The organism is Fulvivirga imtechensis AK7, from assembly GCF_000331535.1.
Lineage (GTDB): Bacteria > Bacteroidota > Bacteroidia > Cytophagales > Cyclobacteriaceae > Fulvivirga > Fulvivirga imtechensis.
This window is the reverse complement of record NZ_AMZN01000014.1, coordinates 38,093-56,600: the sequence shown is the minus strand read 5'-3', so window position 1 is coordinate 56,600 and position 18,508 is coordinate 38,093. Positions and strand designations below refer to the sequence as shown.

The following is an 18,508-nucleotide window of genomic DNA, read 5'->3' as shown; positions in this document are numbered from 1 at the left end:
CAACTTAGGAAGATCCTTCTCCCGAAAGCTTTCGGGATAGGATGACCGCCCTTTTTTAAGCATTTTCTATCGAACTCAGTTTAATTAATTAGTAAAAAGCAGCCAAAAAAGGTTCAATCCAATAGGTTCGAACGCTTTACGGTATCATTCGATAGATTTTTGTGTTTCCAAAAATGCGAAAGATGGCAACATTGGTTTCAATTTCAATGAGTGTATACCTGCTGTTGGGCGTAGTGTACCTGGGTAGTAAAAAACAAAGCTATAACCACCTCAAACATACCATCAGTGAATTGGGTGAAAGAGGCTCTGTGGTTTTCAAGCTTGCCAATTACGGTCTTTTCCTCCCGGTGGGTTTGAGTTTGATGCTGTTCGCGTTGATAGCCAGTAAAAATGAAGTACTGCAGGGGCTCTCAATCTGCCTGAGTATTGGCTACGCACTGGCAGCTTTTTTCCCTTGCGACCCCGGGTCTCCCATAGAAGGTAGCTGGAGGCAGCATATTCACAACCTGGCAGGTTTTGTACAATATGCCGGTGGCATCTATTTCTTATTTCAGGGACAGGATTACTCGCTAGTTGCCGGTATCATTTTTATCTGTCTGATCTTTATTTCTTTTCCTCAAAACCCGGCCAGAGGGGTTGCTCAACGTATAGCGGAGCTTTTGCTGTTTGGAATCCTAATACATCTAACATTCTAATTTTAACGAAATGAAAAAATTATTACTGTGGGGCATGATCCCCATGATCATAATGCTTGTTTACTTCTTCTTTGAACCCATTTTTACCTACAATGTCGGTTGGCAACCGTTACCAAATGAAGTAACTGACGCAGAAAGTCACGTGATGGACAGTGCCTTTGTGTCCGCAGTTGATGGGGCCAATAAAATGCTAGCCGAAGCCCGCAAAGAGTTACAGGCTCCTGCCATTTCGGTAGCAGTGGGTATCGGCAATAAACTGGTTTGGGCGCGAGCAAAAGGCTATAAAGACATAGACAAACAGGACCCGGCGGATATCAAGACCGTATTCAGGATTGGAAGCGTTTCCAAGGCCATTACCTCAGTCGCGCTTGGCAAACTCCTCGAACAACAGAAGCTGCAACTCGATAAACCTGTGCAGTATTATGCATCCTATGTTTCTATGGAGACACCCATTACCATCCGGCAACTAGCCTCTCATACTTCCGGAATAAGAAATTATGGCTTGTGCCTCTGCTTTCCGGCATTTGAATACTATAACAATAAGGAATATGAAAGTATTGAAGAAAGTGTTGATGTCTTTCAGCATGATGACCTATTGTTTGAGCCGGGAAGTCGGTATAGCTACAGTAGTTATAACTATACTTTGCTCAGTGCAGCCTTGGAAGAAGCGGCCGGCATTCCTTTTCTTAATTATGTAGATCGTGAGATATTTACTCCTATTGGCATGAAACATACTGCTGCAGACCATGTCTCCATGCAAATCGATGAAAGAGCTACTTTCTATGATGTGGAAAAAGGTCAGTACAAAGTTGCCTTTCCTGTAAACAACAGCAACAAATGGGCTGGCGGAGGCTTCGTTTCCAGTCCTTCCGATCTGGTCAGGTTGGGAAATGCTCTGTTGAATGACGAAATTCTGAAAAAAAGTACGATAGACATATTATTCACACCTCAAAAGCTGAATGATGGAAGCATCAATGAAGAAGGCTATGCGTTAGGCTGGAGGGTAGAACCTGAACATTCGCTGTTTGACGGAAAAAAACTTACCCCTGTGGCTCATCATGGTGGTGTAGCCATGGGTTCCACAGCCTTCCTCGTGCTATTTCCTGAATACAATATGGTGGTAGCGCTAGCGATGAACAGGAATAAGCCTCCCGAGTATAGTAGTTTTTCAAAATATGCTTTTTCAATCGCAGAAGCTTTTCTTCGGGAATCAGACTAGCAGGTCGGCTTGCTAAGCCGACTAATTAGTGCTAAGAAAACTCTCGCCGTCATCGCGCCTGTCCCCGGGCTTGCCACGGGGAGGAATCGAAGCGATCCCCTATTAAAGCACGCCAAGGAAGAGGGGATTGCCGCACTTCGTTCGCAATGACGATAAGTTGTGTTTTCTTACAGACATTGATTAAGACATCTTACGGATCCTGATTTCTATATCCTTTTCATTTTTTAACAGATCAACAATAATGGAAGTATCTGTTTTCCCATAGTGATAAGGATATAGAATTTTAGGTCTGAAAGCTTTTGCTGCATCGGCTACCATTTCCGGGGTCATGGTGTAAGGCAGGTTCATAGGCAAAAAGGCAATGTCGATGTTCTTTAGCGCTTTCATTTCGGGAGTATTTTCCGTGTCGCCACCAATAAAAATACGTTTGCCGCCAATGGTAAGCACATAGCTATTGCAGCAGCCTTTTGGATGGAAGAATTCTCCATTGTCACGCTTGTGTACCAGGTTATAAGCCGGTATGGCCTCTATGTTAATGTCTTTGTATGTGGCTGTTTCACCATTATTTACGATAGTTCCTTTACCCAGCTTCTCTTTTGCCAAGGCGGTAAGAAATGTTGTAGTGTTTTTCTTTTCTATAGGTTCAAAAGCTATCGGGTCGCAATGGTCGCCATGGTGGTGGGTGATCAGCACAAGGTCAGCGTCAGGTAGTTCGGCATACTCGGCTTCTCTTGACGAAGGGTCAATGTGGATGATGTCACCCAGGTATTCCATCATCAATGAGCCATGGCCTATGAAAGTGATGGTTAAAGGTCCTTTGGTGGTCTCAATTACATCCCTTTCAAAATCCTGGCTATAGGCATCAAAGCATAGAAAGACAAGTAAACAAGTGCATATATTTTTCATAGTCAAAAGGTTTTCATCCATTCAAAAAACTGATAGTGATCACCGTTCATTCCAATGGCTTTATATACCTTTTGCGCGCTAAGATTGTTTTTTTCAACATAAAGCCTGATCCCTTTCATATCATCATCGTGCTCTACCATTGCCTTAATATGCTCATACATTGTTCTGAAAACACCCTGCCCCCGGTAATCTTCGATCACATATACCGATTGGATCCATAGCACGGTGCCATTCCTCCATTCACTCCATTCGGGGGTGGTCAGGAGGCATGCCACTATTCGGTCACTGTCCTCGGCAACATAGTAGGCGCCTTTATTGAAATCTTCAAAAACTGCTTCTACACCTTTTTTTAGCTGCTTTTGATCCAATTCCAGACCTTCTGTTTCTCGTGCCATTTTCACCTGAAAATTGACTATGGTGTCCAGTTCTTTATATTTAGCAGCTCTTACTGTGATCATTTAATAAAGATAGCACCTAAAAAATAAAAAAGCGACCCCGAAGAGACGCTTTCAACTCAGCAGTTCCTATTTACCATGAGTTTTATAACCTTTTGACCTATTATTGTTGTATAGAATACTTGGGAAAATATAAAAGGTTACAGATATGTATGATGTTTTGATTATCGGCGCAGGCCCTATAGGATTAGCTTGTGGCATAGAAGCTAAAAAGCGAAATCTGAGCTACCTCATTGTGGACAAAGGTTGTCTGGTAAACTCCATCTACAACTATCCACTAAACATGACTTTCTTTTCTACATCTGAGCGGCTGGAGATTGGAGATGTGCCTTTTATATCGCATGGCAACAAGCCCAATAGGTTTGAAGCATTAGAGTATTACCGGAGAGTGGCCATACATTGGGAATTAAATGTCAGGCTATATGAACCTGTGGAGGATGCTAAGAAAGATGGGGAAGATTTTTTAGTACGCACATCAAGGAATGAATACCGGACTAAGGCCATTGTGTTAGCCATAGGGTTTTACGACCTTCCTTTTTTAATGGGGGTACCCGGAGAGGGCCTTTCGAAGGTAAAACATTATTACGATGAGCCCCACCCCTACTTCAGGCAAAAAATTATTGTAGTAGGTGCTGCCAATTCCGCGGTGGATGTAGCGCTGGAAACGTACCGAAAAGGAGCAGATGTAACTATGGTAGTGCGCGAACCGGCACTGTTAGATTCTGTAAAATATTGGGTGAAGCCTGACATTGAAAACCGGATAAAAGAAGGTTCAATAAAAGCCTATTTCAATGCTGAGATCACCGAAATCAGACAACATGAGGTGAAAATTATCACTCCTGAGGGGCCCAAAACCTTGGAAAATGACTTTGTTCTGGCCATGACCGGTTATAAACCGAACTTTGAATTTATGGAAAACCTGGGCATTCAATTTAACGAAGATGAGATGCGCACTCCGGTATATAATGAAAACACGAACGAGACTAATGTACCCAACCTGTTTTTAGCGGGAGTCGTTTGTGGAGGATTGAAAACTAATAAGTGGTTTATAGAAAACTCCAGGGTACATGCGGAGATTATTATGGATGCTTTGATAACAAAGCGCTAAAGGAGAGTGGTCGCTGGCGCACACCAGGTGTATCTTTTCTATTCCCCCAAATTGGTTTTTGATTTGTTTTTATGCGTTTTTGGCGCTTTGGAGCCTGAACTTTATCCTGGCACAGATGATGTATCTCTTTTGGAATAACAACAAATTAAAATCAAAAACTCATGAAGACTTTAATGAAAATTTCTGCGCTGGTTGTCCTTGGAATGGCGCTATCGGCACCTCTGCTGTTTGCAGATACGGGAGAAAAGACAATCGAGAAGGCTAGAGCTACAGTAACTAATGCAGCTCCGGATGATTGGGAAGCACGGGCAAAAGCGGCACATATGTGCATAAAAAAAAATGTGAATCTTACCGAAGCAAAGGGATGGCTTGATACCTCACTTTCAATTAAGGAAAGCGCATTAGGACTGGAAGTGGCAGGCGATTATTATATGGTGAATAAGTTGTATGACAAAGCCATTGCCAACTACGTAAAGAGTATGCTTACACTTAAAGAAAAAGATTTTTATGCCAATACAGATGATTTGCAGATAAAAATTGATAAAGCTAAAAAGCTTTTGAAAGCATAATGCTTGCGGGGCTGTCTCAAAAGACCAAACTCAAAACCGAAAGTCATTCTAGTGACTGGTCTTTTGAGACACCTTCATTTCAAAGATATCTTACCAGTCCAGCCTGGTAGCCGGATGAGCAGTAGCAGAACCAAAAGCACCGCAATAATTTTAACCTACTTGTTGTTCACTGGTCTCCTGATCTTGTTTTTCTTTTACCTTTTCTTCAACTGACTTATTCTTTTCTGATTCAGGAATGGATTCTATCTCTTTGTCTACCTCCTTCCAGTACGCCATCTGGATGGCATCTACCGGCTCTATATGTTTACCGCTGGCTATCAGCGCCATGGCCATGATAACACTTGAAATTAATATCGTGTAAAGCAAAATACCTGCACTGAACGTATTGACTTGCAATTCATCAGGTATGGCGAAGAATAATAATATGGTTATTAATCCCCTTGGGGCTATCAATACCTCAGGAGCTATCGATTTGCCTCTGAGCAGTCGTAAAAAAATGGCACGTATTGCGAAGAGAATTACTACAATAGTCAGACTAATAAACAATACCTCCCAGTTCAGCAAGGTCCCCAGACTAATAGTGATGCCGAATATGACAAAGAAAAAGGTTCTCACTACAAATGCAGATTCTATAGTGATGAGGTGGAAATTATTCAATATACCTTTGACCGAGGGGATGTGAATAAGCTTTTTAAGCTTACCCTGGAAAAATATTTTGTGATTATGAAGCACAAGCCCAAAAATAAGTATGATCAGAAGCGAAGACAAATGGAACAACTTACCAATAGAGTAAAGTAGCAGCAGTACTGCAATTAATAGAAATAGCTTAACCTGGGTTCTGACTTTCTGAAAAATAAACACCAGGGCATAGCTGATAGCTACAGACAGCACAATGGTGATAAAAATGTTGGAGAAAACATCCCAAACTACGGTTCGGACACTATCGCTATCGGCATTTCCGATAAGAAAGTAGAAATACATAATGCCGAGGATGTCGGAAAAGGTACTTTCATACACCATAAACTCCTTTTTTTCATTAAGGAGCTCTCCTACCGATGGAATAACTATGGCACTGCTCATAACAGACAATGGTAGCGCATATATTAATGAAATAAAGAAGCTGTCGATAAGCAGGTAGTTGATCAGCCAGCCAATGGCAAATGAGCAGACCAGCAGAGACAGTAATGCTACCGTAAAAGATTGCCAGATCAACGGCCATTTTTCCCGTGTTAGCTCGAGGTCCAGCGAGGCCTCTAACACGATCATGATCAAACCAATAATGCCCAGTATTTCCAGTATGTTGAAAAGTGAGTCCCCTGTAGCGATACCAAAGTAGGTTAGCCCCAATTTGATAAGCACCCCTGATAAAATGAGCAGCAATACACTGGGAATGTTTGTCTTTTCAGAGATGATATTAAAAAAGTAAGACATGATCACAATTACCGAAATAGTGATCACCGCAGTGTATGAATTAAAAATTTCCATATATTAAAATTGAACCCCAATTATAATAAAAGATTGATTTTACGTAACCGATGAAAGATAAATTTCGTTCTACTTTGTAATTCAAAGTGCTTTTTATACCTTCGTGTTTAGGCTACGATTGGCAGATCATATAACGACCGAACGTGAAAATTACATAATTTTAACCATCTAAGCAGATGAATAAAGGATCAAATTATATTGAAGATATCTCCCAGATCAGAAATATCATGGAGCGATCGTCTCGATTTATGTCACTGAGCGGGGTTTCGGGTATTTTGGCAGGCGTTTATGCCCTGATTGGAGCATATATTGCGTACAAGATCTTTTATTTTTCTGATGAGTTGATCTATAAGAGCATCTCAGAGAGTATGCTTTCTTCCAATGTGTTTAAGTTGATCATACTGGCTTGTGTCATTCTTATACTCGCCATCGGAACGGCCATTTGGTTTTCATATCTTAAAGCCAAGAAGAATAACCATAAAATATGGGACGCTACTGCCAGGCGTATGGTGGTCAATCTGTTTATCCCACTCGTAACAGGTGGAATTTTTATACTGATTCTCTTCAGCAAAGGCGTAATTGGACTAATTGCTCCGGTCACTCTTATATTTTATGGACTGGCCCTGATAAACGCCAGTAAATACACCTATACTGATATTAGATATTTAGGATTCTGTGAAATAGCACTGGGGTTAGCGAGCAGCTACTTCATAGGCTATGGCCTGGTGTTTTGGGCTATAGGTTTTGGAGTAATGCATATTGTGTATGGTTCGATTATGTATTTTAAGTACGAAAAGTGAAGCAGTATCTCAATCAATTTCATAAAGCTTTTGAAAACCGTATCAGGCTTGGCATCATGTCAGCACTGATGGCCAATGATTATGTTGAGTTTAATGCATTTAAGGATCTGCTGGAGGTGACAGACGGTAACCTTGCCAGTCACCTGAAAGCTCTGGAAAAGGAAAAGTTTATCGAGATGAACAAAACTTTTGTCGGCCGAAAGCCAAACACGAGGTACCGCGCTACCGAGATTGGTAAACGAGCATTTGAAAAACATCTGGCGGCTCTGGAGGAATTGATCAAAGAACAACTTAAATAAAAAAATTTTAATAACTAACTTTGAAATACAAAGTACTTTTAAATTAATCACAATGGAAAATACAGACAAAAATGTCCTTTCGAAGATCGGTGATGGTATCAGGAATTCCATCATGGTCAAGCTTATATCTATTGGTATTATAGCGTTGATGCTGCTTATTCCGGCATCCAGTATTGAATCCCTGATATTTGAGCGCCAGCTTAACCGTGAAGCCGCCATAGAAGAGGTCAGCAGCAAATGGGGAGGCCAACAGACGATTTCAGGACCGGTGCTCACCGTTCCTTACAAGGTGTATTACAAAACCAAGAATGAGGAATTGAAATATTCTGTCCACAGGGCTCATTTTCTTCCCAGACTGTTGAACATAACGGGAGCTATCAATCCTGAGCAGAGAAAGCGGGGAATTTATGAAGTAGTGCTTTACAATACGAAACTTAATGCTTCAGGAAGCTTTGACAGACCGAATTTCTCTATCTGGAATATAGCAGATGAAGATGTGCTTTGGGAAGAGGCTTATATTTCCATCGGTATACCGGATATGTCAGGGATACAGAAAAATATGACGCTGCGTTGGAATGATGAGAAAATCCCCATAGAAGCCGGTATACCTGATCATGATGTGCTGTCTTCCGGGTTGTCCAGTCGCACCAATATCTCCTCTTCGAAGAGCTACAAATTCAAATTTGATATAGACCTTAATGGTAGTAAGCAGCTAAGTTTTATACCTGTAGGCAAAGAAACACTGGTGAAGCTTTCCTCCTCATGGGGCAATCCCAGCTTCAGCGGCAAATTTTTACCAGACGATCGTCAAATTACCGATAATGGCTTCACAGCCGAGTGGGAGGTATTGGACGTGAACAGAAATTATCCTCAGCAGTGGCAGGGAAATGCTCAGGGTATTGCCGGCTCCGCTTTTGGGGTAGATCTTATTTTGCCCGTGGATGAGTATCAAAAGAACATGCGATCTGCTAAATACGCCCTCCTGGTCGTTGCGCTGTCGTTCATCATCTTTTTTCTTATTGAAATATTAAATAAAAAGAAGTTTCACCCCTTTCAATATATTATGATCGGACTCACTATCGTGCTTTTTTACACTCTTCTACTATCAATTTCGGAGCATTTTGGCTTTAACATTGCGTACCTGATCTCTTCAATACTGGTAGTAGGGTTAATTACCATTTATGTCGCGGGGGTATTCAAGACTACCAAACTGACTGTTCTGGTGGCTTCTCTGCTTACCGTGATCTACTTCTTCATATTTGTGATATTGCAGTTGCAGGATTTTGCTCTGTTGGTAGGCAGCCTTGGATTATTCCTGACTCTGGCGTCACTAATGTACTTATCAAGGAATATTAATTGGTATCAGTTGAGTTATAGGTCTTCTTCGGAAACCTCTATATAATAAAAAGGGCCAGTTCAATAGTTACTGAACTGGCCCTTTCTACATTTTACCCACTGCTTCTGCCTACTGTAACTTTCCGCGATTAAATTTAGACTCAGAAAGATTGGCTTAGTCTAAACAATTTTGCTCTCCACTCAACCCTCTCCCTTACCATTTCAGGAAAAAAGACTGTGATATTTACCCAAGACATAAAAAATGTGCTATTTTTAGAAGCTCGTTTTTAGACATATCCTATGTTGGTTTACATCCTTTTCATTGTTGGCTTTATATTTTTAATCAAAGGAGCGGATCTGCTGGTAGAGGGGGCGACCTCCATTGGCAGGAAGATGAATATTTCCAGTATGGTGATAGGATTGACAATAGTCTCCTTTGGTACCTCGCTTCCCGAATTGCTGGTCAACCTTATTGCCAGCTACAATAATACCCCTGATATTGGCGTAGGCAATGTGCTGGGCAGTAATGTAGCCAATATACTACTGATATTAGGCATTTCTGCATTGATCAACCCGCTACCCATCACTAAAAACACCTATTTTATAGAGGTGCCTTTTTCCCTGACAGCCGCGTTATTGGTAGGCTTTTTGGCAAATGCCTCTCTTTTTGGAAAGACCAATGATTACAGGATCAGTCAGTATGATGGGGTGATCCTACTCTTCTTTTTTGCTCTTTTTATGGGGTACGTGTACATCGTTTCAAAACAGAGAAAGAGCGAGCTTTCTGGTGAACAGTTTGAGGAAATGCCGGTTGTTAAGTCCTTCATTTACATCATTCTCGGTTGTGTAGGCCTTTATTTTGGTGGTTTATGGGTGGTGGATGGCGCTGTGGACCTGGCAAGGCTATTTGGTATGAGTGAATCTTTTATTGGATTAACTATTATTGCCATAGGCACCTCTTTGCCGGAGTTGGTTACGTCCGTGGTGGCAGCCTTTAAAAGGGATACGGATATAGCCGTGGGCAACGTGGTGGGCTCTAATATATTTAATCTCTTATGGATTTTGGGCCTTAGTGCTTCTATCAAACCCATACCTTATGATGTTATTAGTAATTCGGACATATTTATGATCATTGCGGCCAGTACAGCCCTTATTCTGGCAGTGGTAATAGGTAGACGGCCCATCATTAGCCGGTGGGAAGGATTCTTTTTTCTTATTGCCTATGGGTGGTATATTACCTTTCTGATTGAACGGGGATAGTACTTAATGTAAGTTCATGATAAAACTCTCGGCCATCCCATCCCATCCCTAAAAGCTTTATTAGCCGGCAATTGACAAAAAAGTCATGAGTACGGAGTCGTAAGTATTGAGTAGAAGAGCGTCAATACGAACTACAAAATGAGATACTCTAGTCTCATGAACTTAGTAAGATTCTTCATTCAGAGTGATCTTAATAGAGGCTTGTTTGCTCTGTTTTCAGTATGCACACCTTTAATCGGTTCTACTATATCGAACTCACGTTACTTAAATTCAAAAAACTTATCTCCTATCTGAATCCTTTTTTCTTGCTTCGCTTATAGCGATGCTTCTTTTTGCTGTAACGCTTCTTCTGTACCTTTTTCACCTTCTTGGTATGCAACTTTTTACTACTGTTCATCCTGAAGTTAGGTGACTTCAGGTAGTTTTTCTTTAATCTTTTTTCGAGCTTTTTAGAATGATTTTTCGCTTTTTTCCTGGCTGTTGAGGCTGACTGCGTAAGGGTTTTCCTTCTAAAGGCCAAAGAATTGTTCATGATTTGCCGCGAGTTTTTATAATTCTTGCTGTAGCCCTGATCCCTGAAGTCAAATCTTAGTGTGATCTCACTGCTGTTTCCCAGGTTCGAATTGTATTGCCCGCTGAATGTCTCGTAGGTGTACCCGATTATTATCTTGTTTTTTATTCTTAAAGCAGCAGTAGCGCTTAATTGGGGCGAGGTATTGGAAACAAAACTGGATCTGTAGCCTCCTCCCAACGTAATCAGGTTTTTGAAAGTATAGTAAAGTCCCAGGTCATACTGATTAGACTTGGTAGAAAGCTGCCGAAAGGTTAAAATAGGTTCGAGCAGGTCCCTTTCTCCGGCAAGAGGCAGCTTGAAATTAATATAGCTGCTATAGAATGGCGACAGTTGGTTAGATTCTTCCGATAAGCCCAGTCCGGTGCTAATGCGGTTGGCAGCCCCACCAATATTGAAATATTTTGTTTTCAGGTTTAGCCCAAAGGAAAAATCAATACTGTTGGTATTGAAGTCCTCTCCAAAAAGCAATTGGTCAGTCTGATCAAGCACATCCAGCCTGGCCGTACTGACTTTCAGGCTGTTATACTCCGCTGAAACACCCATAGACAGGGCAGTTTCATCCGTAAAATTGATATGGTAAGCAAAAGCTCCTGTGGCGGTCAGTCGATCATAGATCCCCAGCTTCTCACTAAAAAGATTGACCCCCACCCCGAATTTATGGTATGCAAACGGAGTATGCAGGCTAAGCAGGTTAGAAGAAGGCGCTTCATCGATGCCGGACCAAAACTTTCTATGCGAAAAAGTAAGAGAGCCAAAATCGCTTCCTGCAGTGGCAGGGTTATATAATAATGAATTAGTAAGCTTTTGGCTATACAAAGGAATATCCTGTGACCTCGATGTGTTGCAGATCAATAGACAGAAACCAGTAAGTGTGTAAAGTAAAGCTCTGGTCAAATTATTCAACATTTCCTTTTACTACTGTTATTGTACGGGTTACCACCTTACGCTCCGTATTGTCTCCTTCCCGTATTTGCACAATGCACAAATAGTTACCTGCCGGAATTATTTTTCCTCCCACAGCCAGGTCCCAATCATTTTTATATCCTTCAAGCCTGATGATCTCAACCCCCCATCGATCCAAAACGGTTACAGTATTGTCAGGGTAGTTTTCAATATTCTCGATAATCAAATGGTCATTGGCGCCATCACCATTTGGTGTAATAGCATTTTTAATACTATTAATACTTATCGGTTCCAAGCCATTAACGGTAATAGGCTTTTCAATAGAGCTGCTACATCCTTGATCATTGACAAGTTCCAGCACTACAGTATAGCCTCCTGGTGTGCTGTAGGTGTGTTCAGGACTTAGCTCCGAAGAACTGCCGCCATCACCAAACTGCCATAAAACCTGTGTAATGTCTGTTCCCCCCTCAATATTAAAGGTTGTAGTGCGCCCACTAATTATTTCAGGTTCGTTAACTATCGTAACGTCAGGGTTTGCCAGTATGATTATATTCAAAGGGCTTGAAACAGGACTGCTGCCGCACATATTCTTGCCGATTACCTCAACCGGCCCACTTTGAGCATTATTCAGGTTAACCGTTATTGAAGGAGAGGAAGTTTCAACAGTACCTGACACAGGAATAACACCTGCCGGCAAACTCCAGATATAGGAAGTGGCATTGCTGATCCCGGAGACACTGAACGTTATATTCTGGTCGTTCTGGCAAAAACGGGCACCTCCGGTACCGGAAGATACAATCCCCCTACCGGATGGGCCTTCATTCCTGGTAATGGTTATGGTCGCACTGGATGAAGAGCAAGTACCATTGGAGATTGTCCATTGAAATACGTTGACGCCAAGGCCCAACCCTGTCACCCCTGAGTTCGGGGAGTTTATATTATTAATTGACCCTGTTCCGCTAACAACACTCCACTGACCTGTTCCAACTGAAGGGTTATTACCTCCCAAATTAGCAAATGTAGCATCACAAACTTCAACATCAGCACCCACAGTCGCGGTAGTAGGTGGGTTGTCTACCTGCACCGTTACAACAGTGTTATCAATGCTTGTGGCGTTACAATTATTAGCATCCACAACTGAATTGAGTGAATAGTTGGTGGTAACTGTCGGGCTTACACTTATTGGGGCGCCCGTGAAATTGATTACCCCAAGATTTTGTATATCGATAGTGTATGGGGCCGTGCCTCCTGTGATATTTAATGTGAGTTGAGCAGCGCTTCCCTGACAAATGGCAGTGCTACCGCTCAGCACTGCGGCTGATGGGGGAGTGCTTACTGTTATGGTAGCAGTTCCTGTCATATTACTAATACAGCTTGTGCTACTATTTTCTGCCTGTACGGTATAATTTCCGGCTGCTGACTGGGCAGTAAAATTGATGGCGCCAGCCGTACCTGTCATCGTTTCGACTACGGTAGAACCATTTCTCAACAAAGTGTATGTAGTACCGGTTTGCGAACCGCTCAGTGTAATGCTGGCAGTTTCTCCGGTGCAAATATTTCCTCCACCTGAAAGCTGAAATACCTGAGGCAGCGGGTTAACAGCAATTGTTGCTGTAAATGAATTGCCGGCACAACCATTTTCCACAGGGGTAATTGTATAAGTCACGGTTGCCGTAGAAGTGTTATTGTTTTGGAGCGTTTGTGCAATTGTGTTGCCATTTCCAGAAGATGCTCCTGATATACCGGAAGGAGCAGTTACTGTCCAGCTATAGGAATCAGCGCCTGATAGCGAAATCGCTGTAGTCTCACCACTGCAAATAGTTTGAGTTGCAGGGGTGGCGATGGCACCGGTATTGGCGGGGCTTATCTGCGCTGTAATGACAAACGGATCACCGTGACACCCATTGGCACCTACAGGCTCTACGGTATATACAACGCTGGCAATGCTGGAAGAACTGTTGGTAAACACATCATTGGCAATAGCGCTGGAGGCTTTCCCGGTTCCAATTGTAGCATTGCTACCTCCTGGCGTTAGGGTGGCATCCACCGAAATACCTGTAATGTCATAATTTGATGCACTTATTGACGTCCCGGCGGTGGAGAGCGTAACACCTAGCGGGCTACCGGTACAAGCTGATACTGTGGATAAGGCTGTATTCATTTGTGGTGCAGGGTCAATAGTAACATTTATTACCACAGCATCTCCCTCACATCCGTTAGTGCTTATCGGCGCTACGGTGTACTGTACTACCTGAGAAGATAAAGTGCCGTTTGAAAAAGAATCATTGCTTAGGGCGTTTGCCGGAAGCCCGGAGTCTATTGTGGCATTACCGGCATTAGCTGTTACACCACCAGGTATCGCCACATTTATCAAATGATAACCTCCGCCAGCAGCCACTGACCCTGGAGCGGTGCTCAGTACGAGTCCCGTCGGGGTATTTGAACAAGCAGATGTAGACAGATTCGGGTCTACTACAGGCTGTGGGTTTATATTAACAGTAATTGTTTGTACCGGTCCAACGCAGGCAGGCGGGCCACTTGCTGTGGCTCGAATGTCATAGCGCACAACCAAAGTGCCGGTTGTTGTGTTTGTAAATACATCATTTTGAATAGCGCCAGAGGAATATCCGGAGCCAACGGTAACATTTCCCGTAGCAGCGTTTAGTCCTGCATCTGCTACGATATCAACTATCTCATAAGAACTGATAGTACCTGGAGAGGCTGAAAGTGTAACCCCGGTATTTGTCCCGCTACATACCGTTACCGTCTGTGGTACTATAACCGGAGGCTCAATTATATTGACGTTTAAAGGACTTACTACGTCTATACAAGCTCCTGCTCCGTCCGGGTCTTCAGCTATTAGTTCAAAAGAAACGGTCGTACCATAATCGGCGGTCCCCGGAGTATAACTGTCATTGATCGCAGGGCCTGAAATGGATGATCCGGTAGCTGATCCAGAGCTGGTAAGCGTACCTGCTCCTGTAACTACACGCCAATGGCCACTTGTTGCTGAGCCTCCTATCGTGCCTGAAAGGGCAAAGTCGGTGCTTCCGCAGGCGGTAAAATCTGTTCCGGCATTTGATGTACCGGCTTCACTAAAGGTAATTTGCACCGTACTGATGGATGACGCACAAATTCCTGAAGTCACCTCCCATTGAAATTCATAAGCGCCATATACAAATGAGGTATTAAGATCGACCGTTGCATTGTTAGCTGTAACATCACTAAAAGTCACTCCCGGAGAACCACCGGGAACACTGACCACTGACCAGGTACCGGTTCCAATTGCCGGAGTAGTAGCGCTCAGGGTATAGCTGGTACCACAAACAGCATCATTTGCTCCGGCATTGGAGGTTGATGGCAGCGGATCAACGTTAAGCGTGACAATATTTGAAGTAGTGGAGCAGTTGCCACTCTCTGTTATTACGCATTGGAATCTATAGCCGTCCAGTGCTGACGGGTCCAGGATATCTACCTGATCTGTTGTGGTATTTTGAAATTGGGAGCCATCGGATATAGCATTGAAAACACCACCTGCGCCATCATCCATTTCCCATTGATAAGTTAGTGAGGTGCCTGTGGCAGTCACTGAAAAGCCTGTGGCGATATTTGCACAGGTGGTCTTATCAGTTGGTTGCAGTGTAATAACCGGCAGAGTACACATGTCAATGGAAAAAACATCAGCCTGACTATGTGGATTCATTATATTTCCCGCAAGGTCCCGAGCAGAGGTGATGACTATATCAATATCTGCAATAATTTCCTCCGCGTCTGCAACATCGTATACTGCTTCATAAGTAGTGCCGCTTGACCAGCTTCCCGAATTGAATGTTAATGTTGCAGATGGGTCTTCTGTGGGGAACGTGATAGATGGTGACACACTTGCATCCATATTCTCGATGAAAACTATGGCAAGAGTAAATGTTCCAGTTCCAGCATCGGCATCGGTGACAGGATTTGGAGATGCAGCAATGGATGAAACAGTAGGTAACACACCATCTATTATAATATCTTTATTGGTGCCTAAGGAGCCTGCAGTGCCCGGTGTAGGTAGCGTTAGCGTTGCTGTGGTGTTGTCAGATGCAGCGACAATCGTACCTCCGTTGAGCCCTAATGCGCTTGCACTCACATACTCAAGATCTGTGGATTCATCGCCTGCTTGTACTACATATTGGAACGTCAATGTGGTAGTGCCGGAGCCACCCACATAGGTCGCATGCCTGTCTGTTGTGCCGGTTTCAAGTAATATCCTTGGCGTGCCACCTACATCAACCGCCTGGTCAAAAGTGACTTCTACAGAAATGGTCGAACCTGCAGGATAAGAATCGTCAGTGAGTGCAGAACTGACATTTTGGGGTGATGGAGGAGCTAAAGTAGTGGTAGAGGCTGTCGCTCCTGGCGTGCGGTAGCATGCTCCGAAGGTATTTAAGCTATAAACCGCAAAATGATAGGTAGTTGACGGGTCGAGATTGGTTACGGACACACTATTTCCGGTACCACGATATATTACATAGTTGCTGAGTCCTAAATGATCCCCCGAACCGAATACTGAACTGTGAGCGTGCAATATGCCATCTCTAGGTCCACTACTAACCGCTGTCCCTTGTTTACCTACAACCAATACTTCGTCACCATTTCCATTCGTCCAGCTCAGATCAATTGATGTAGGAGTGGTGCTGTTAGCAGAAACGGCCGATGCCTGAATGGTAGGGTCGGAGCATTCGGAGAGAGAAAGGTCTGTAGCGCCTGTAAGGCCGGTCAAAATCTGAAATAGATTAGAACCATCGCTGTTAGCCGTTTTGATGGTATTGGCATCTAATATAATAAGACGCCCGTCTGGGTGTACAGCTATGGCCTTGATGTCTGAAAGACCACTGCTGATCTTGGTATAACCTCCGGTACCCGAATCCTTATCAGCAGCTAAAATTTGATCGTTGGTTGGATTTTCATAAATAATCTCGTTTGCGCCAAAATCGAAATCGAAAGCCTCTCCGGCTCCGGAAGGTATAACAGTCGTTAATGGTCCGCCAAATGTTCCTACACTATAAATTACGCCATCAAATTCATTTGACACATACACGTTTTCACCATCGGTATCTATTTTTATATCATGAAAGACATCGCCACTATATGATCCAATGTTCAATGTGGTGGGAAATTGGCAGCAGTCCTGATCAGTGTATGCGCTATATTCTATTAGTCCGGGATCACTATCTACAAATGAGCTTATATAAACATTAGCATCGCCAGGGTGATGAGCTATGTTTAGCCCTGCTGTCATGGCTCCCCAACTGTATATTAATGTAGGGCCTGTAAATGTAGACAACGGGATCCGGTAAAGATCACCTTGTCCCGGTAAGGTTAGGAAGAAAGCAATATTATTAGTGTGATCTATTGATATTTTATGAGGCTGATCCGGGTGGGTGTAGTGAGTTATGACCATGGAACCATCGAGGTTTGCACTCCTTATCTGAGTGCCTTGGGTCCAATATACGCGCTGGCCAAAGGTTTCAATTGTTGCCAAAGCCATAGCAACAAAAAGCAGAAACAGAGAACGTCCTGAAATAGTTATTGGTTTCATCACAAAAATTGGCTTGAATATAGTAAAACTGAATATCATTTTATATGAAAATCAGTGTTTTAGTAACCGCGGTAGGTATAAAGGGGAAAAATACCCGTTCGGAGCGAACTGTTATTGCACGCGGCTGATATGTGGATCAGGAATTCTAAGAAAAAATTTTGCCCTGACCAATCATCGCAGATCGTCAGGGCAAGCATTATCTGATAAATATAGACACCAGGCTATTTCCAGGCTGTCAATATCACCCCCATTAATGTAAAGGTTACCACAAAGTAAAAACTGTCGATAAACCAGAGGGTTATTGTTTTTCTTGAAAATAAATAGTTAACACCCTGTGCCATTGCTATCCAGCCAAAGCCGGTCAGAAAACCGTACAGAGCACCTTCCTGAATGCTCAGGCCGTTGAGGAAAAAGGCCAGGTTGATGGCCATGAATAGCTCCAGAACAAAGGCTGTCCCGTATATTTTCCCCATATTGGCATCTTTGAGATCTTCTTCGGTATAGCCGTTTTCCTTCATCCATCTTTTCCCGAAGACCGGCCCATACCAGATGGCTCCGATAACAAAGGTTGAGAGTGTGGCCACCAAAACGGCCAGCCAGTTAATTGATACTTCTTCCATGATTATTTAGTGTTTAAGTTGTTCCATAAAAATTAAACTTCCGAATACTTTCTCCACACACCGAGTAGCACCCCTGCAATTTCATACCTTACCAATACCACTACTTCATCAATCAGCGTCAGCTCAAAGGGTCGCAATGAAAAGTGATTTTGAATGCCCACTTCCACAAATACAAATGCCAGCCATATCAGCAAGGCAATTTTTAAACCTTCAAGACCGGACTCTACTTTGATCTTTGTAAATAGCCAGGCCATTACATAAATAGTGACCACGGCTGCGGCCAGTGCCAGAATAAGCCCTGTCGCCATGTCAAAGCTCTGAAAATCATCTTCAGTAATTTTATTTAATTCTGCCCAACGAATACCAAAAAACAACTCGGAATAAATAAGTGGAGGGACAAACTGGGCAAGAACAGCCGCCACCCAAACGGCTGCATGATTGATTCGTAATTTTTTAGTCATTTCTGTTTTTACTTTGGTTATTTAGTGTTTTGTAAGAAAATTCCAGGAGGCTTGAAGAAAGCATCAAGGTCAAGCTCGTCTTTGCATAGTATCCTTCGGCAGAGCATTGTACTTAGTGCCTCTAAGAAAACGCCAAGTGGCTTTAAGAAAACGTCAAGGTCAAGGCTTGCGAAGTTCCAAAAAGCGGAGCGTACTGAGGTACGTGAGCATTTTTGGGACGAGCGTAACGCAGACATTA

At 43.0% G+C, this 18,508-nt stretch carries 15 protein-coding genes; 8 read left to right on the top strand and 7 right to left on the bottom strand.

Annotated elements, in window-relative coordinates:
• The first annotated feature begins 182 nt into the window (after positions 1–182).
• Both C900_RS04670 and C900_RS04665 read left to right on the top strand, forming a co-directional pair.
• Positions 183–695 (top strand): DUF998 domain-containing protein, encoded by a 513-nt coding sequence (locus tag C900_RS04670; RefSeq protein WP_009578485.1) that lies wholly within the window; start codon positions 183–185, stop codon positions 693–695.
• A gap of 10 nt (positions 696–705) precedes the next feature.
• Complete coding sequence (locus C900_RS04665; RefSeq protein WP_009578484.1) at positions 706–1,914, top strand: serine hydrolase domain-containing protein; 1,209 nt, start codon at positions 706–708, stop codon at positions 1,912–1,914.
• Positions 1,915–2,094: 180 nt separating this feature from the next.
• On the opposite strand, the gene C900_RS04660 is transcribed toward C900_RS04665, so the two are convergent.
• The gene (locus tag C900_RS04660; RefSeq protein ID WP_009578483.1) at positions 2,095–2,820 is read right to left on the bottom strand and encodes an MBL fold metallo-hydrolase; all 726 of its coding nucleotides are present in this window, start codon (positions 2,818–2,820) and stop codon (positions 2,095–2,097) included.
• Between the two features lie 2 nt (positions 2,821–2,822).
• Positions 2,823–3,278, bottom strand: a complete 456-nt coding sequence (locus C900_RS04655) for a GNAT family N-acetyltransferase (RefSeq protein WP_009578482.1) — start codon at positions 3,276–3,278, stop codon at positions 2,823–2,825.
• A gap of 145 nt (positions 3,279–3,423) precedes the next feature.
• Between C900_RS04655 and C900_RS04650 the strand changes: the two genes are divergently transcribed.
• Positions 3,424–4,383 (top strand): YpdA family putative bacillithiol disulfide reductase, encoded by a 960-nt coding sequence (locus C900_RS04650; RefSeq protein ID WP_009578481.1) that lies wholly within the window; start codon positions 3,424–3,426, stop codon positions 4,381–4,383.
• 161 nt (positions 4,384–4,544) lie between these two features.
• Entirely contained in the window at positions 4,545–4,952 is a 408-nt protein-coding gene (locus tag C900_RS04645) for a hypothetical protein (RefSeq protein WP_009578479.1), read from the top strand.
• A gap of 150 nt (positions 4,953–5,102) precedes the next feature.
• On the opposite strand, the gene C900_RS04640 is transcribed toward C900_RS04645, so the two are convergent.
• On the bottom strand, positions 5,103–6,437 hold the full coding sequence (locus tag C900_RS04640; RefSeq protein WP_009578478.1) for a cation:proton antiporter domain-containing protein: 1,335 nt from the start codon (positions 6,435–6,437) through the stop codon (positions 5,103–5,105).
• 176 nt (positions 6,438–6,613) lie between these two features.
• Between C900_RS04640 and C900_RS04635 the strand changes: the two genes are divergently transcribed.
• The 4 genes from C900_RS04635 to C900_RS04620 all read left to right on the top strand — a co-directional run bounded on the left by C900_RS04635 (position 6,614) and on the right by C900_RS04620 (position 10,131).
• Positions 6,614–7,237, top strand: coding sequence for a hypothetical protein (locus C900_RS04635; protein WP_009578477.1), 624 nt, complete (start codon positions 6,614–6,616; stop codon positions 7,235–7,237).
• Complete coding sequence (locus tag C900_RS04630) at positions 7,234–7,536, top strand: winged helix-turn-helix domain-containing protein (RefSeq protein WP_009578476.1); 303 nt, start codon at positions 7,234–7,236, stop codon at positions 7,534–7,536. The genes C900_RS04635 and C900_RS04630 overlap by 4 nt, the downstream gene beginning before the upstream one ends.
• Positions 7,537–7,588: 52 nt before the next feature.
• On the top strand, positions 7,589–8,938 hold the full coding sequence (gene creD / locus C900_RS04625; RefSeq protein ID WP_009578475.1) for a cell envelope integrity protein CreD: 1,350 nt from the start codon (positions 7,589–7,591) through the stop codon (positions 8,936–8,938).
• Positions 8,939–9,171: 233 nt separating this feature from the next.
• Positions 9,172–10,131: a calcium/sodium antiporter gene (locus C900_RS04620; RefSeq protein WP_009578474.1), complete on the top strand. Its 960-nt coding sequence runs from the start codon at positions 9,172–9,174 to the stop codon at positions 10,129–10,131.
• Positions 10,132–10,417: 286 nt separating this feature from the next.
• Here the strand turns inward: C900_RS04620 and C900_RS04615 are convergent, their stop codons facing one another.
• From C900_RS04615 to C900_RS04600, 4 genes are all read right to left on the bottom strand, one after another.
• On the bottom strand, positions 10,418–11,611 hold the full coding sequence (locus tag C900_RS04615) for a PorP/SprF family type IX secretion system membrane protein (RefSeq protein ID WP_040495669.1): 1,194 nt from the start codon (positions 11,609–11,611) through the stop codon (positions 10,418–10,420).
• Positions 11,601–17,189: a PKD-like domain-containing protein gene (locus tag C900_RS04610; RefSeq protein ID WP_009578472.1), complete on the bottom strand. Its 5,589-nt coding sequence runs from the start codon at positions 17,187–17,189 to the stop codon at positions 11,601–11,603. The genes C900_RS04615 and C900_RS04610 overlap by 11 nt, the downstream gene beginning before the upstream one ends.
• 221 nt (positions 17,190–17,410) lie before the next feature.
• Positions 17,411–17,809 (bottom strand): DUF1761 domain-containing protein, encoded by a 399-nt coding sequence (locus C900_RS04605; RefSeq protein ID WP_009578471.1) that lies wholly within the window; start codon positions 17,807–17,809, stop codon positions 17,411–17,413.
• A 32-nt stretch (positions 17,810–17,841) separates the two neighbouring features.
• Positions 17,842–18,270, bottom strand: coding sequence for a DUF1761 domain-containing protein (locus tag C900_RS04600; protein WP_009578470.1), 429 nt, complete (start codon positions 18,268–18,270; stop codon positions 17,842–17,844).
• Positions 18,271–18,508 lie beyond the last annotated feature (238 nt).

Excerpts from the sequence above, each read along its gene's own strand:
- C900_RS04645 (WP_009578479.1), top strand. The coding sequence starts at position 4,545 with ATGAAGACTTTAATGAAAATTTCTGCGCTGGTTGTCCTTGGAATGGCG.
- C900_RS04650 (WP_009578481.1), top strand. The coding sequence starts at position 3,424 with ATGTATGATGTTTTGATTATCGGCGCAGGCCCTATAGGATTAGCTTGT.
- C900_RS04665 (WP_009578484.1), top strand. The coding sequence starts at position 706 with ATGAAAAAATTATTACTGTGGGGCATGATCCCCATGATCATAATGCTT.
- C900_RS04660 (WP_009578483.1), bottom strand. The coding sequence starts at position 2,820 with ATGAAAAATATATGCACTTGTTTACTTGTCTTTCTATGCTTTGATGCC.
- C900_RS04620 (WP_009578474.1), top strand. The coding sequence starts at position 9,172 with ATGTTGGTTTACATCCTTTTCATTGTTGGCTTTATATTTTTAATCAAA.
- C900_RS04600 (WP_009578470.1), bottom strand. The coding sequence starts at position 18,270 with ATGACTAAAAAATTACGAATCAATCATGCAGCCGTTTGGGTGGCGGCT.
- C900_RS04670 (WP_009578485.1), top strand. The coding sequence starts at position 183 with ATGGCAACATTGGTTTCAATTTCAATGAGTGTATACCTGCTGTTGGGC.
- C900_RS04635 (WP_009578477.1), top strand. The coding sequence starts at position 6,614 with ATGAATAAAGGATCAAATTATATTGAAGATATCTCCCAGATCAGAAAT.
- C900_RS04615 (WP_040495669.1), bottom strand. The coding sequence starts at position 11,611 with ATGTTGAATAATTTGACCAGAGCTTTACTTTACACACTTACTGGTTTC.
- C900_RS04605 (WP_009578471.1), bottom strand. The coding sequence starts at position 17,809 with ATGGAAGAAGTATCAATTAACTGGCTGGCCGTTTTGGTGGCCACACTC.
- C900_RS04610 (WP_009578472.1), bottom strand. The coding sequence starts at position 17,189 with ATGAAACCAATAACTATTTCAGGACGTTCTCTGTTTCTGCTTTTTGTT.
- C900_RS04640 (WP_009578478.1), bottom strand. The coding sequence starts at position 6,437 with ATGGAAATTTTTAATTCATACACTGCGGTGATCACTATTTCGGTAATT.
- creD (WP_009578475.1), top strand. The coding sequence starts at position 7,589 with ATGGAAAATACAGACAAAAATGTCCTTTCGAAGATCGGTGATGGTATC.
- C900_RS04655 (WP_009578482.1), bottom strand. The coding sequence starts at position 3,278 with ATGATCACAGTAAGAGCTGCTAAATATAAAGAACTGGACACCATAGTC.